The sequence below is a fragment of the Kosakonia sp. LAM2021 genome (genome assembly GCF_016620385.1).
GTDB classification, from domain to species: Bacteria; Pseudomonadota; Gammaproteobacteria; order Enterobacterales; family Enterobacteriaceae; genus Kosakonia; species Kosakonia sacchari.
The window spans coordinates 33416-46959 of record NZ_JAENHT010000016.1 but is presented as its reverse complement, the minus strand read 5'-3'; the positions used below and the strand labels follow the sequence as shown (position 1 = coordinate 46959).

Annotated in this window: 15 protein-coding genes; 10 read left to right on the top strand and 5 right to left on the bottom strand. The window is 53.9% G+C overall.

Translation table 11 applies throughout. The annotated features are described in order from the left end of the window. The first annotated feature begins 150 nt into the window (after positions 1-150). Positions 151-2694 carry a class I adenylate cyclase gene (cyaA, locus tag JKP81_RS22370; RefSeq protein WP_065369789.1) on the top strand — a complete coding sequence of 848 codons (2544 nt, stop codon included), beginning with the start codon at positions 151-153 and terminating at the stop codon, positions 2692-2694. A 34-nt stretch (positions 2695-2728) separates the two neighbouring features. Here cyaA and cyaY read toward each other — a convergent pair whose 3' ends face one another. Beyond that, positions 2729-3049, bottom strand: a complete 321-nt coding sequence (cyaY, locus tag JKP81_RS22365) for an iron donor protein CyaY (RefSeq protein ID WP_200553514.1) — start codon at positions 3047-3049, stop codon at positions 2729-2731. 137 nt (positions 3050-3186) lie between these two features. Here cyaY and JKP81_RS22360 point away from each other — a divergent pair, with 137 nt between their 5' ends. The 8 genes from JKP81_RS22360 to corA all read left to right on the top strand — a co-directional run bounded on the left by JKP81_RS22360 (position 3187) and on the right by corA (position 10091). Beyond that, positions 3187-3390, top strand: a complete 204-nt coding sequence (locus JKP81_RS22360) for a lipoprotein (protein ID WP_017459731.1) — start codon at positions 3187-3189, stop codon at positions 3388-3390. A gap of 36 nt (positions 3391-3426) precedes the next feature. Continuing rightward, complete coding sequence (gene dapF / locus JKP81_RS22355) at positions 3427-4251, top strand: diaminopimelate epimerase (protein WP_017459732.1); 825 nt, start codon at positions 3427-3429, stop codon at positions 4249-4251. Next, on the top strand, positions 4248-4955 hold the full coding sequence (locus JKP81_RS22350; protein ID WP_200553513.1) for a DUF484 domain-containing protein: 708 nt from the start codon (positions 4248-4250) through the stop codon (positions 4953-4955). The genes dapF and JKP81_RS22350 overlap by 4 nt, the downstream gene beginning before the upstream one ends. Then, the gene (gene xerC / locus JKP81_RS22345) at positions 4952-5854 is read left to right on the top strand and encodes a tyrosine recombinase XerC (protein ID WP_200553512.1); all 903 of its coding nucleotides are present in this window, start codon (positions 4952-4954) and stop codon (positions 5852-5854) included. Before JKP81_RS22350 ends, xerC begins: the two co-directional genes overlap by 4 nt. Then, positions 5854-6570 carry a 5-amino-6-(5-phospho-D-ribitylamino)uracil phosphatase YigB gene (gene yigB / locus JKP81_RS22340; protein ID WP_200553511.1) on the top strand — a complete coding sequence of 239 codons (717 nt, stop codon included), beginning with the start codon at positions 5854-5856 and terminating at the stop codon, positions 6568-6570. Before xerC ends, yigB begins: the two co-directional genes overlap by 1 nt. A gap of 49 nt (positions 6571-6619) precedes the next feature. Then, entirely contained in the window at positions 6620-8782 is a 2163-nt protein-coding gene (uvrD, locus tag JKP81_RS22335) for a DNA helicase II (protein WP_200553510.1), read from the top strand. A gap of 148 nt (positions 8783-8930) precedes the next feature. Next, positions 8931-8987: a YsgD/CorL family protein gene (ysgD, locus tag JKP81_RS23800; RefSeq protein WP_353609977.1), complete on the top strand. Its 57-nt coding sequence runs from the start codon at positions 8931-8933 to the stop codon at positions 8985-8987. A 153-nt stretch (positions 8988-9140) separates the two neighbouring features. Then, positions 9141-10091 (top strand): magnesium/cobalt transporter CorA, encoded by a 951-nt coding sequence (corA, locus tag JKP81_RS22330; RefSeq protein ID WP_017459737.1) that lies wholly within the window; start codon positions 9141-9143, stop codon positions 10089-10091. A 36-nt stretch (positions 10092-10127) separates the two neighbouring features. On the opposite strand, the gene JKP81_RS22325 is transcribed toward corA, so the two are convergent. The 4 genes from JKP81_RS22325 to yigI are packed head-to-tail and all read right to left on the bottom strand — an operon-like array spanning position 10128 to position 12492. Then, positions 10128-10520 (bottom strand): DUF2628 domain-containing protein, encoded by a 393-nt coding sequence (locus JKP81_RS22325; RefSeq protein WP_200553509.1) that lies wholly within the window; start codon positions 10518-10520, stop codon positions 10128-10130. After that, positions 10513-11064 carry a hypothetical protein gene (locus JKP81_RS22320; protein ID WP_234455773.1) on the bottom strand — a complete coding sequence of 184 codons (552 nt, stop codon included), beginning with the start codon at positions 11062-11064 and terminating at the stop codon, positions 10513-10515. Before JKP81_RS22320 ends, JKP81_RS22325 begins: the two co-directional genes overlap by 8 nt. A gap of 8 nt (positions 11065-11072) precedes the next feature. Then, entirely contained in the window at positions 11073-11969 is an 897-nt protein-coding gene (gene rarD, locus JKP81_RS22315; protein ID WP_175274390.1) for an EamA family transporter RarD, read from the bottom strand. Between the two features lie 55 nt (positions 11970-12024). Continuing rightward, a complete protein-coding gene (gene yigI / locus JKP81_RS22310; protein WP_017459741.1) occupies positions 12025-12492 on the bottom strand; it encodes an acyl-CoA thioesterase YigI in 468 nt (155 codons plus the stop codon). Positions 12493-12651: 159 nt separating this feature from the next. Here yigI and pldA point away from each other — a divergent pair, with 159 nt between their 5' ends. Continuing rightward, a complete protein-coding gene (gene pldA, locus JKP81_RS22305; RefSeq protein ID WP_200553508.1) occupies positions 12652-13521 on the top strand; it encodes a phospholipase A in 870 nt (289 codons plus the stop codon). The last annotated feature ends 23 nt before the right edge of the window (positions 13522-13544 follow it).

The window sequence follows — 13544 nt, the reverse complement described above, 5'->3', positions numbered from 1 at the left end:
GGTTTGTAGCGCATCTTTCTTTACGGTCAATGAGCAAGGTGTTAAATTGATCACGTTTTAGACCATTTTTTCGTCGCTCCCCCTATAAAGATAAGGGCGAAAAAAGGTGACGGCTATTTTGGATTTTCTGTAAACATCAGGCGATATGTCTTGTACCTCTATATTGAGACTCTGAAACAGAGACTGGATGCCATCAATCAATTGCGTGTGGATCGCGCGCTTGCTGCCATGGGGCCTGCTTTCCAGCAGGTTTACAGTCTGCTGCCTACATTGTTGCATTACCACCATCCGCTGATGCCGGGCTACCTTGAAGGTAACGTTCCCCAGGGCATTTGCTTTTACACGCCTGATGAAAACCAACTTCACTACCTGAACGAACTTGAGCTGCACCGTGGCATGCCGCCGCAGGCTTCGCCAAAAGGCGAACTGCCGATTACCGGCGTCTATTCTATGGGCAGTACCTCATCGGTTGGGCAAAGCTGTTCCTCTGATCTGGATATCTGGGTCTGCCATCAATCCTGGCTTGATAATGAAGAGCGCCAGCTGTTGCAGCGTAAGTGCAGCCTGCTGGAAAGCTGGGCGGCCTCGCTCGGCGTTGAAGTAAGCTTCTTCCTGATTGATGAAAACCGTTTCCGCCATAATGAAAGCGGCAGCCTCGGCGGTGAAGACTGCGGTTCTACGCAGCATATTCTGTTGCTTGACGAATTTTACCGCACCGCCGTGCGCCTGGCAGGTAAACGTATTCTGTGGAATATGGTGCCGGGAGACGAAGAAGAGCATTACGACGACTACGTCATGACGCTCTATGCGCAGGGCGTTTTAACGCCGAACGAATGGCTGGATCTGGGTGGCTTAAGTTCCCTTTCGGCGGAAGAGTACTTCGGTGCCAGCTTGTGGCAGCTCTATAAAAGTATTGATTCACCGTACAAAGCGGTGTTGAAAACGCTGCTGCTGGAAGCCTACTCCTGGGAATACCCCAACACGCGTCTGTTGGCGAAAGATATTAAACAGCGTTTGCACGATGGCGAGATTGTCTCGTTTGGTCTCGATCACTACTGCATGATGCTGGAGCGCGTGACGGAATACCTGATCGCGATTGAAGACACCGCGCGTCTCGATCTTGCCCGTCGATGTTTCTATTTAAAAGTGTGCGAGAAGCTGAGCCGCGAGCGCGCCTGCGTTGGCTGGCGTCGTGAAGTGATTTCGCAGCTGGTGAAAGAGTGGGGCTGGGACGACGCGCGTGTAACGATGCTGGATAACCGCGCGAACTGGAAAATTGATCAGGTTCGCGAAGCGCACAATGAACTGCTCGACGCGATGATGCAGAGTTATCGCAACCTGATTCGCTTTGCGCGCCGCAACAATCTGAGCGTTTCCGCCAGCCCGCAGGATATTGGTGTATTAACCCGTAAGCTGTATGCTGCATTTGAAGCGTTGCCGGGTAAAGTGACGCTGGTGAACCCGCAAATTTCACCTGATCTCTCCGAGCCGAATTTAACCTTTATCCATGTACCGCCGGGCCGCGCTAACCGTACAGGTTGGTATCTTTACAACCGTGCGCCAAATATGGATTCGATCGTTAGCCACCAACCGCTGGAATATAACCGCTACCTTAATAAGCTGGTCGCCTGGGCGTGGTTTAACGGTCTGCTGACTTCGCGTACGCACCTGTTTATTAAAGGCAACGGCATTGTTGATTTGCCGAAGTTGCAGGAGATGGTGGCGGATGTTTCCCATCACTTCCCGCTGCGGCTGCCCGCCCCGACGCCAAAAGCGCTCTACAGCCCTTGCGAAATCCGTCACCTGGCTATCATCGTTAACCTGGAATACGACCCAACCGCGGCGTTCCGTAACCAGGTTGTACATTTTGATTTCCGCAAACTTGATGTGTTCAGCTTTGGTGAGCAGCAAAACTGCCTCGTTGGCAGCGTCGATTTGCTCTATCGCAACTCGTGGAATGAAGTGCGAACCCTGCATTTCAACGGCGAGCAGGCGATGACCGAAGCGCTGAAAACCATTCTGGGGAAAATGCACCAGGATGCCGCGCCGCCGGACAGCGTGGAAGTGTTCTGCTACAGCCAGCATTTACGTGGTCTTATTCGTACGCGCGTGCAGCAACTGGTGTCGGAGTGTATTGAGCTGCGCCTGTCCAGCACGCGGCAGGAAACCGGGCGTTTCAAAGCGTTGCGTGTTGCTGGTCAGACCTGGGGGCTGTTCTTTGAACGTCTCAATGTCTCCGTGCAGAAGCTGGAAAACGCGATTGAGTTTTACGGCGCGATTTCTCACAACAAGCTGCATGGCCTTTCGGTGCAGGTGGAAACCAATCACGTTGAGTTACCTGCGGTGGTAGATGGTTTTGCCAGTGAAGGGATTATTCAATTCTTCTTTGAAGAGACCGGCGAAGAGGGCTTTAACATCTATATCTTAGATGAGAGCAACCGCGCGGAAGTCTATCACCACTGCGAAGGCAGCAAAGAAGAGCTGGTGCGCGATGTCAGCCGTTTCTATTCTTCATCTCACGATCGCTTTACTTACGGTTCGAGCTTTATCAACTTTAACTTGCCGCAGTTCTACCAGATTGTGAACGTTGAAGGTCGCGCGCAGGTGATTCCGTTCCGTAATCAGGCAATCAGCACCGCGACGCCGGCAAATCAGGATAACGACGCGCCGTTACTTCAACAGTACTTCTCTTAAGCGATTTGCCCGGCGTTTCACCGGGCAATGAATGTCAGCGGAAGCTGACGGTTTCTCCCGCCTGTTGGCTTGCCGCCTGTTCCAGCAGATCCCAGAATGTTTCACCGCTGCGATCGCACACCCATTCGTTACCTTTCAGGTCAAAATGGTAGCCGCCTTGCCTGGTTGCCAGCCAGACCTGGTGTAGCGGTTCCTGGCGGTTAATAATGATTTTGCTGCCATTTTCAAAGCTGAGGGTCAGCACGCCGCCGTTGATCTCGCAGTCGATATCACTGTCGCCGTCCCAGTCATCCAGGCGTTCTTCGATGGTCAGCCACAGGCCGTCTGCGAGGCGATGAAATTCACTGTCGTTCATTCTCTTATCCCGTTTTTTATGATGGCAGCAGTATAACGCGAAACATTTCCCGATGCCCTAAACGCGCAAACTCTTGCTTTTGTGTCTTCTCCTGCGATGATAGAAAGCAGAAAGAACGAACTTACAGGCAACTTATAATGAAAGATGTGTTTCGCACGCTGGCCGTACTGCTGACTCTGTTTAGCCTGACGGGCTGTGGTCTGAAAGGCCCACTCTACTTCCCGCCCGCCGATAAAAACGCGCCGCCGCCAACCAAAACGCAAACCAGCACGATTCAGCCGACCACGCCGGATAAAAACGATCGTGGTGATGACGGCTCGCCGACGCAGGTGAATTACTGACGTTACCATTCTGTATCCGCGCAAATGGAGTAGATGATGCAGTTCTCAAAAATGCATGGCCTTGGCAACGATTTTATGGTCGTCGACGCGGTAACGCAGAATGTCTTTTTTTCCCCGGAGCTGATCCGTCGTCTGGCGGATCGCCATCTTGGCGTAGGGTTCGACCAGTTGCTGGTGGTTGAGCCGCCCTATGATCCTGAACTTGATTTCCACTATCGGATCTTTAATGCCGATGGCAGCGAAGTGTCGCAGTGCGGCAACGGCGCACGCTGCTTCGCCCGTTTTGTTCGCCTGAAAGGGTTGACCAATAAACGTGATATCCGCGTCAGTACGGCGAACGGTCGTATGGTATTGAGCGTAACGGAAGATGAGTTAGTGCGCGTGAATATGGGCGAGCCAAACTTCGAACCGTCGCAGGTGCCGTTTCGCGCGAACAAAGCGGAAAAGACCTATATTATGCGTGCAGCAGAGCAAACAGTATTGTGCGGCGTTGTCTCAATGGGCAACCCGCACTGCGTGATTCAGGTGGACGACGTCAACACCGCCCCCGTCGAAACGCTGGGGCCGGTTCTGGAAAGCCACGAACGTTTTCCTGAACGCGCGAACATCGGCTTTATGCAAGTCGTTAAACCGGACAACATTCGCCTGCGCGTTTATGAACGCGGTGCCGGGGAAACCCAGGCCTGCGGCAGCGGCGCTTGCGCAGCGGTCGCTGTCGGCATCTCGCAGGGTTTGCTGGCGGAAAATGTTCGCGTGGAGTTACCAGGCGGTCGACTTGATATCGCATGGAAAGGCCCGGGCCAACCACTGTATATGACTGGCCCGGCGGCACATGTCTACGACGGGTTTATTCAGTTATGAAGCAGCCAGGGGAAGAACTACAGGACACCTTTACACAGCTGGATGACAGCGATGTCGTTGATTATCTGCTGCGTAACCCTGATTTCTTTATCCGCAATGCACGGCTGGTGGAACAGATGCGCGTGCCGCATGCGGTGCGCGACACCGTTTCACTGGTGGAATGGCACATGGCGCGTTCGCGCAATCACATCAATACGCTGGAAGAGAACATGACGCTGTTGATGGAGCAGGCCAGCGCTAACGAAGGTCTGTTCTATCGCTTGCTGCGTTTGCAGGGACGGCTGGCGTCTGCGCCGAGCCTCGATGAATTGCTCAACCGTTTCCATCGCTGGGCGCGTGATTTGGGGCTGGCGGGCGCCACTATCCGCCTGTTTCCCGATCGCTGGCGTCTTGGCGCACCGTCGAAATTTACCCATCTTGCGCTCTCCCGACAGGCGTTTGAACCGCTGCGTATCCAGCGCCTTGGCCAGCAGCATCACTATCTTGGGCCGCTCAACGGGCCGGAGTTACTGCTGCTGTTGCCGGAAGCGAAAGCGATTGGTTCCGTGGCGATGTCGCTGATGGGGCAGGATGGCGCGCTGGGTGTTGTGTTGTTCAGCAGCCGCGATGTTCATCATTATCAACAGGGACAAGGCACCCAGTTGCTGGAAGAGATCGCGCAGATGCTGCCGGATCTGCTGGAGCGCTGGATTGAGCGCGCATGACCGATTCTCCGCTGTTTCCATTCGTCACCCGTTTTCTGCGCTACCTTAGCGTTGAACGTCAGCTCAGCCCCATCACGCTTTTAAATTATCAGCGTCAGCTTGATGCCATTATTGCTTTGACCGAAGAAACGGGTCTGAAAAGCTGGCAACAATGTGATGCTGCGATGGTGCGTACCATTGCCGTGCGCAGCCGACGCAAAGGGCTGGGCGCCGCGAGCCTGGCGCTACGGCTCTCGGCGTTGCGTAGTTTCTTTGACTGGATGGTCAGCCAGGGCGAGTTGCCCGCTAACCCGGCAAAAGGCATTTCCGCGCCAAAAGCGCCGCGCCATCTGCCGAAAAATATCGATGTTGATGATATTAACCGGCTGCTGGATATCGATCTTAACGATCCGCTCGCCGTGCGCGATCGCGCGATGCTTGAAGTGATGTATGGCGCGGGTCTGCGTTTGTCTGAACTGGTGAATCTGGATATTAAGCATCTGGATCTGGAAAGCGGCGAAGTGTGGGTGCTGGGTAAAGGCAGCAAAGAACGCCGTTTGCCGATTGGCCGCAACGCGGTTGCCTGGATTGAGCACTGGCTTGATTTACGCGGTTTGTTTGGCGCACAAGACGATGCGCTGTTTCTGTCGAAGCTTGGCAAACGCATCTCGGCGCGCAATGTGCAAAAGCGCTTCGCTGAATGGGGCATCAAGCAAGGGTTGAACAGCCATGTGCATCCACATAAGCTGCGCCACTCTTTCGCCACCCATATGCTCGAATCGAGCGGCGATCTGCGCGGCGTACAGGAGCTGCTCGGTCACGCCAATCTGTCTACCACTCAAATATATACTCATCTTGATTTTCAACATCTTGCTTCGGTATACGATGCGGCGCACCCGCGCGCCAAACGGGGGAAATAATGCGTTTTTACCGCCCATTAGGTCAGATCTCCGCGATCACCTTCGACCTGGACGACACCCTTTACGACAACCGGTTGGTTATCCAGCGCACTGAACAGGAAGCGCTGGCGTTTGTGCAGCGTTATCACCCGGCGTTAAGCAACCTGGAAAACAGAGAATTCCATCGTCTGCGCCAGTCGCTGCGGGAAACCGAACCGGATATTTACCACGATGTCACCGAGTGGCGCCGGCGTGCCGTCGAACGTGCGATGCTGGATGCCGGTCTGACCGCGGAAGAAGCCGCCGCCGGTGCAAATGCCTCGATGGTCAATTTTGCCAAATGGCGCAGTCGCATCGATGTGCCGGAGGAAACTCACGACACACTGACGAAGCTCGCCAAAAAGTGGCCGCTGGTGGCGATCACCAACGGTAACGCGCAGCCGGAGTTGTTCGGCCTGGGCGACTACTTTGAATTCGTGTTGCGCGCCGGGCCGGATGGGCGCTCAAAACCGTTTAGCGATATGTATCACCTGGCGGCTGAGCGTCTTGACGTGGCGATTGGCGATATCCTGCATGTTGGCGATGATTTAACCACCGACGTCGCCGGGGCGGTGCGCTGCGGTATGCAGGCCTGTTGGATTAAGCCGGAAGGCGCAGATCTGCTGCAAGCCAGCGACAGCCGGTTACTGCCGCATGTGGAAATTTCGCGGTTGGCATCCCTCACTACGCTGATATAATCACCAGCTGTTCTGTATAAATTCCCAGTAATATTTCGCGGCGGTGCCAATGGACGTTTCTTATCTGCTCGACAGCCTCAATGACAAACAGCGCGACGCCGTAGCCGCCGAGCGCAGCAATATGCTGGTGCTGGCAGGGGCGGGGAGCGGTAAGACGCGCGTGCTGGTACACCGTATCGCCTGGCTGATGACCGTGGAAAACTGCTCGCCATACTCCATTATGGCGGTGACTTTCACCAACAAAGCGGCGGCGGAAATGCGCCACCGTATCGGCCAGTTGATGGGCACTTCGCAGGGCGGGATGTGGGTTGGCACCTTCCACGGCCTCGCGCACCGTTTGCTGCGCGCGCACCATATGGACGCCAACCTGCCGCAGGATTTCCAGATCCTCGACAGCGAAGATCAACTGCGTTTGCTCAAGCGTTTGATCAAAGCGATGAACCTCGACGAGAAACAATGGCCGCCGCGCCAGGCGATGTGGTACATCAACGGCCAAAAAGACGAAGGCATTCGTCCGCACCATATTCAAAGTTTCGGTAACCCGGTGGAACAAACCTGGCAAAAAGTTTACCAGGCCTATCAGGAAGCCTGCGATCGAGCCGGGCTGGTGGATTTCGCCGAGCTGCTGCTGCGCGCCCATGAGTTGTGGCTCAACAAACCGCATATTTTGCAGCACTACCGCGAACGCTTTACCAATATCCTGGTGGACGAATTCCAGGATACCAACAACATTCAATACGCGTGGATCCGCCTGCTGGCGGGCGATACCGGCAAAGTGATGATCGTCGGTGACGATGACCAGTCCATCTACGGCTGGCGCGGCGCGCAGGTGGAAAATATCCAGCGCTTTCTGAAAGATTTCCCCGGCGCGCAGACGATCCGCCTGGAGCAGAACTACCGTTCGACCAGCAATATCCTCAGCGCGGCGAACGCCCTGATTGAGAACAATAACGGGCGTCTGGGGAAAAAGCTGTGGACCGATGGCGTCGATGGCGAGCTGATTTCACTCTACTGCGCCTTTAACGAGCTGGATGAAGCGCGTTATGTCGTCAATCGCATTAAAGCCTGGCAGGATAACGGCGGGCAGCTGACGCAGTGCGCCATTCTCTATCGCAGCAACGCCCAGTCGCGCGTGCTGGAAGAAGCGCTGCTGCAAGCCAGTATGCCGTACCGGATTTATGGCGGTATGCGCTTCTTCGAACGTCAGGAAATTAAAGATGCGCTCTCCTACCTGCGCCTGATCGCCAACCGCAATGATGACGCCGCCTTTGAGCGCGTGGTGAATACGCCAACGCGCGGCATCGGCGACCGTACGCTGGACGTGGTGCGCCAAACCTCGCGCGATCGCCAGTTGACGTTATGGCAGGCGACGCGCGAGTTGTTACAGGAAAAAGCGCTGGCGGGCCGCGCGGCGAGCGCGCTGCAACGTTTCCTGGAACTGATTGACGCGCTGGCACAGGAAACGGCGGATATGTCGTTGCATGTGCAAACCGACCGGGTGATCAGCGATTCCGGCCTGCGCATGATGTACGAGCAGGAAAAAGGCGAAAAAGGCCAGACGCGTATCGAGAACTTAGAGGAACTGGTCACCGCGACGCGCCAGTTCAGCTATAACGAAGAAGACGAAGATTTAATGCCGCTGCAGGCATTTCTCTCCCACGCCGCACTGGAAGCGGGCGAAGGGCAGGCGGATACCTGGCAGGATGCGGTGCAGTTAATGACGCTGCACTCGGCGAAAGGGCTGGAGTTCCCGCAGGTGTTTATTGTCGGTATGGAAGAGGGCATGTTCCCCAGTCAGATGTCGCTGGATGAAGGCGGCCGCCTGGAAGAGGAACGCCGTCTGGCGTATGTCGGTGTGACGCGCGCCATGCAAAAACTGACCTTAACCTATGCGGAAACGCGTCGGTTGTACGGCAAAGAGGTGTATCACCGCCCGTCGCGCTTTATTGGCGAGTTGCCGGAAGCGTGTGTGGAAGAGGTGCGTTTGCGCGCCAGCATCAGCCGTCCGGTTAGCCATCAACGCATGGGTACGCCGGTTGCGCAAAGCGATACCGGCTATAAACTTGGTCAGCGCGTGCGCCATGCCAAATTTGGCGAAGGCACGGTGGTGAACATGGAAGGCAGCGGCGAGCACAGCCGTTTACAGGTGGCTTTCCAGGGGCAAGGTATCAAATGGCTGGTGGCGGCTTACGCCAAGCTCGAAACCGTGTAACTTTCAGAAAAATATCATTATTTTGTAATATTCTGCTAGCCTTATACGCTGAAGGGCAAATATTGCTCTTTAGCGTTTCGTTGCGTGTTGACGCCTTCTGAGTGCTGGCGTAACATGCGCGCACGATCACGCTAAGAGGACATTCGCCTTGGACACACCCAGTAGATACTGGCTCAATTTCCTGGTTTTCAGGAACAACTCCTAAGGCTATCTCCTCATGCTGATGGCCTTAGAGGTTGTCAGCGACCCGCTGTATCCCCGTCGCGCTGAGTCAGGCTGTTTAATGGTCTGAAACCCAATTTGTTTCTCTGTGTGCCCACCGAACTGTCCGATATTTTTTGCATTGGGAGTCCCGGCTATGCTGAGCGCATTTCAACTGGAAAACAATCGTTTAACCCGCCTTGAGGCTGACGAAATCAAGCACCTCGCCAGCTCTGTTTGGGTTGATTTGGTCGAGCCGGACGATGAAGAACGTACCCGCGTGCAAACGGAATTGGGCCAGAACCTGGCCACCCGACCTGAACTGGAAGACATCGAGGCGTCGGCGCGTTTTTTTGAAGACGAAGACGGCCTGCACATCCACTCCTTCTTCTTTTTTGAAGATGCTGAAGATCACGCAGGAAACTCAACCGTAGCATTTACCATCCGCGAAGGTCGCCTGTTCACCCTGCGTGAGCGCGAGCTGCCCGCGTTTCGCCTGTATCGTATGCGCGCCCGTAGCCAGGAGATGGTCGACGGCAACGCTTATGAACTGCTGCTGGATCTGTTCGAAACCAAAATTGAGCAACTGGCGGATGAAATCGAAAACATTTACAGCGACCTGGAAAAGCTGAGTCGCGTCATTATGGAAGGCCAGCAGGGCGACGAGTATGACGACGCACTCTCGACGCTGGCGGAACAGGAAGATATCGGCTGGAAAGTGCGCCTGTGTCTGATGGATACCCAGCGCGCGTTGAACTTCCTGGTGCGTAAGGCGCGTTTACCGGCAGGTCAGCTTGAGCAGGCGCGCGAGATCCTGCGCGATATCGAATCCCTGCTTCCGCACAACGAATCGTTGTTCCAGAAAGTGAACTTCCTGATGCAGGCGGCGATGGGTTTTATCAATATCGAGCAGAACCGCATCATCAAGATCTTCTCGGTGGTATCGGTCGTGTTCCTGCCGCCGACATTGGTGGCTTCCAGCTACGGCATGAACTTTGAGTTTATGCCCGAACTGCACTGGAGCTTTGGCTACCCTGGCGCAATCATCTTTATGATCCTCGCGGGGCTTGCGCCTTATCTCTACTTCAAGCGCCGTAACTGGCTGTAAAGCAAAAAGGTTCAGCATCGCGCTGAACCTTTTTTATTACAGGCTCCAGTCCTGTTTGCCCTTCACTTTTAGATCGTAATACCAAATGTTGGCCCGACAGGCGATGACGGCGTTGACCATATAACCCAGGAAGCCAAGGTTAAAAATAACCGCAACCACGATAACGACAACGTTGATAACTAAAACTAACAGGGCTTTCTTCCACAAACCAAGGATCAGCAAATAGATAATAGAAAAAAACCAGGCGAAGAAATTGAAAGAGACTTTTATCTTCTGCCCAAAGGTCATTTCTTTATAGGCGTTTTTCCATGCCGGGCTCATTCCCCAAAAAGAGGGGTAGCCATTCTTCTCATAGAATGCGAAACGATACTTCCATTTGTCGCTTAATGAATGGTCGCTTTTATAATCATAAGTGTTGATGTTACTCATTTTCCCCTCCTGAAATAGACACGTGGTCCGTCGAATTAATTTGTTGTTTTAACTGCGTCGGTGCGAGCATAAAGACGAAAAATACCAGCACGTCGTAACCGAAATAGATTCTGATACCTAAGCTCACGCACTCTACATCGCTGACAACACCGGTCGCGGCAACCGCCAGCGAGGCCAGGTAGACCAGCAGTGAAAAAATGACCACATAGCGGCCTTTGGCACCGCTATCTCTGCAGCGTTGCGCGTTAATATTTAGCTTTAAATAGGTGTAAAGCAGAAAGCACACCAGCGGCAGAACAGGCAGTTCCGCCACATTAAAGGCGACAACTAAAAAGAGGATATGCAGAAGTAAAAAGATAAGGATATACGGCCCACGCGCGAGGCACGTTTTGCCCGATGGCAAAAAAATCCTGCGGATCATCGCTGATTCATCCTGAATAACGTAATGACGAAGGGGCAAACATAGCATTCCCTTGCGCATTACGCGATTGAGTAAATCCTTACCTCTAAATTTTTGTAGGTATTGGGCGGCTATTCCGCCCATGTGTTTAATCAGGCTTTTTTGCGTAAACCGCGCTGCGTATAAACCGCGTCGAGGACAAAGATAGCCAGCGCAACCCAGATAAAGCCGAAGGTCACCATTTTATCCGCGCCGGGATGTTCGCCGTAAAAAAGCACCGCCAGCACGAACATCAGCGTAGGGCCAATGTACTGGAAGAAGCCGAGCGTCGACAGGCGCAGACGCGTTGCCGCACCGGTAAAACAGAGCAGCGGCACCGTGGTTACGACACCTGCGGCCATTAAAAGCAGATTAAGCGACAGGCTGTTTTGCCCCATATGGCTGGTCGGGCTGTCGGTAATGCCGAACAACCAAATCGCCGCTACCGGCAGCAGCCACAGCGTTTCTATCAACATGCCGGTTTGTGCTTCCACCGCAATCTTTTTGCGCAGCAGGCCGTAAAAAGCAAAGCTGAATGCCAGACCAAGCGCGATGACCGGCAGCGAACCAAAGGTCCACAGTTGTACAAGTACACCGATCGCCGCCAGCAGCACCGCCAGCCACTGCATGCGGCGAAAACGTTCGCCCAAAAACAGCATCCCCAGCAGAATATTCACCAGCGGGTTAATAAAGTAGCCCAGGCTCGCTTCCAGCATATGGTTATGGTTGACCGCCCAGATAAACAGCAACCAGTTTCCCCCGACCAGCACGGCAGAGAGCGCCAGCAGCAGGATCTTTTTCGGCGTTTGCAGCAGGGCTTTCACACTGCTCCACTGGCGGCTTACGCTAATCAACGCCAGCATAAAGAAGAAAGACCAGATCACGCGATGCGTAAGAATTTCGTCGGCCGGAACGAACCAGATCGTTTTGAAATACGCCGGGGCAATGCCCCAAATAAAATAAGCGGCCAGGGCGAGAAGCACGCCCAGCCGCGTCTGTTTTGCATCCATCGGGAAAGCTCTTAGCTGAAATGAATCCTCATGGTACCCGATTTTTCTGAGCGGCTCACCCCACCATATAGGTGGCGGTCGCGCTGGCGATATAGAGTTGTTCTTCGTTGTGCAACTCTACGCGCGCGACGGCAACTTTGTTACCCGCGCGCAGCAAGCTGCTGCTGGCGGTAAAACGCGTACCGCGACCCGGTCGCAGGTAATCGACGCGTAAATCGATAGTGCCCATGCGTGCTAAACGCTGGCGCAGCTCCTCTTCGCTAATGGTTTCATGGCGGGTTAACGTGCTGCCCACGCAAACCAGACCCGCGGCGACATCCAGCGCGGAAGCAATCACGCCGCCGTGTAAAATGCTTTGCGCCCAGTTGCCGACCATCATAGGTTGGTTATTGAAACTCAGCTGCGCGTACTCTTTTTCATAGCGCTCCAGCTCCAGCCCTAACGCACGATTAAACGGCATGTGGTAAACGAATATCTCGCCGACCGTTTTCAGGACTTCTTCCGCTGTGAGAACAACTGACATGGCTATCTGATCCGATGAGTTAATGAAATGTTGATTTTATGCTTATCGATTGTTGATTTCCACTTTCGGAACCGATACATGAGCAGTGACTCAATAAATATGTAGAATACTTGCGGGGAAATTCGTCAATTCAACAATATGATTTGGAGCAGCAAACCGATGCGGACCTCTCTGGGTTGGTTTTTCGCAGTGCTTGCACTGCCGTTTATGGCTTACGCACAAGAAGCGACGGTAAAAGAAGTTCATGATGCACCCGCCGTGCGCGGCAGCATCATCGCCAATTTATTGCAGGAGCACGACAATCCGTTCACGCTCTACCCTTATGAATCCAACTACGTTATCTACACCGATACCAGCGATCTGAACAAAGAAGCGATTCGCTCTTATAACTGGGCGGATAATGCGCGCAAAGATGAAGTGAAGTTCCAGCTCAGCCTGGCGTTCCCGCTCTGGCGCGGGATTCTGGGGCCAAACTCGGTGTTCGGTGGTTCCTACACGCAAAAATCCTGGTGGCAGTTGTCAAACAGCGGAGAGTCTTCTCCATTCCGTGAAACCAACTACGAACCGCAACTGTTCCTCGGTTTCGCCACCGATTACGAGTTTGCAGGCTGGACGCTGCGCGATGTGGAGTTTGGCTTTAACCACGATTCGAACGGGCGTTCCGACCCGACTTCACGCAGCTGGAACCGCGCCTATACACGCTTAATGGCGCAAAGCGGCAACTGGCTGGTGGAAGTGAAACCCTGGTATGTGGTGGGGTCGGTCGATGACAACCCGGATATCACCAAATATATGGGTTATTACCAGCTAAAAATTGGCTACCAGCTGGGCGATGCGATCCTCAGCGCAAAAGGACAATATAACTGGAATACCGGTTACGGCGGCGCGGAAATCGGGCTAAGCTACCCAGTGACTAAACACGTACGTCTTTATACGCAGGTCTACAGCGGGTACGGTGAATCGTTGATTGACTACAATTTCAATCAGACACGTGTCGGCGTGGGCGTGATGCTTAACGATCTGTTTTAAGCATTGCAGTTTCTCTCTCAGGC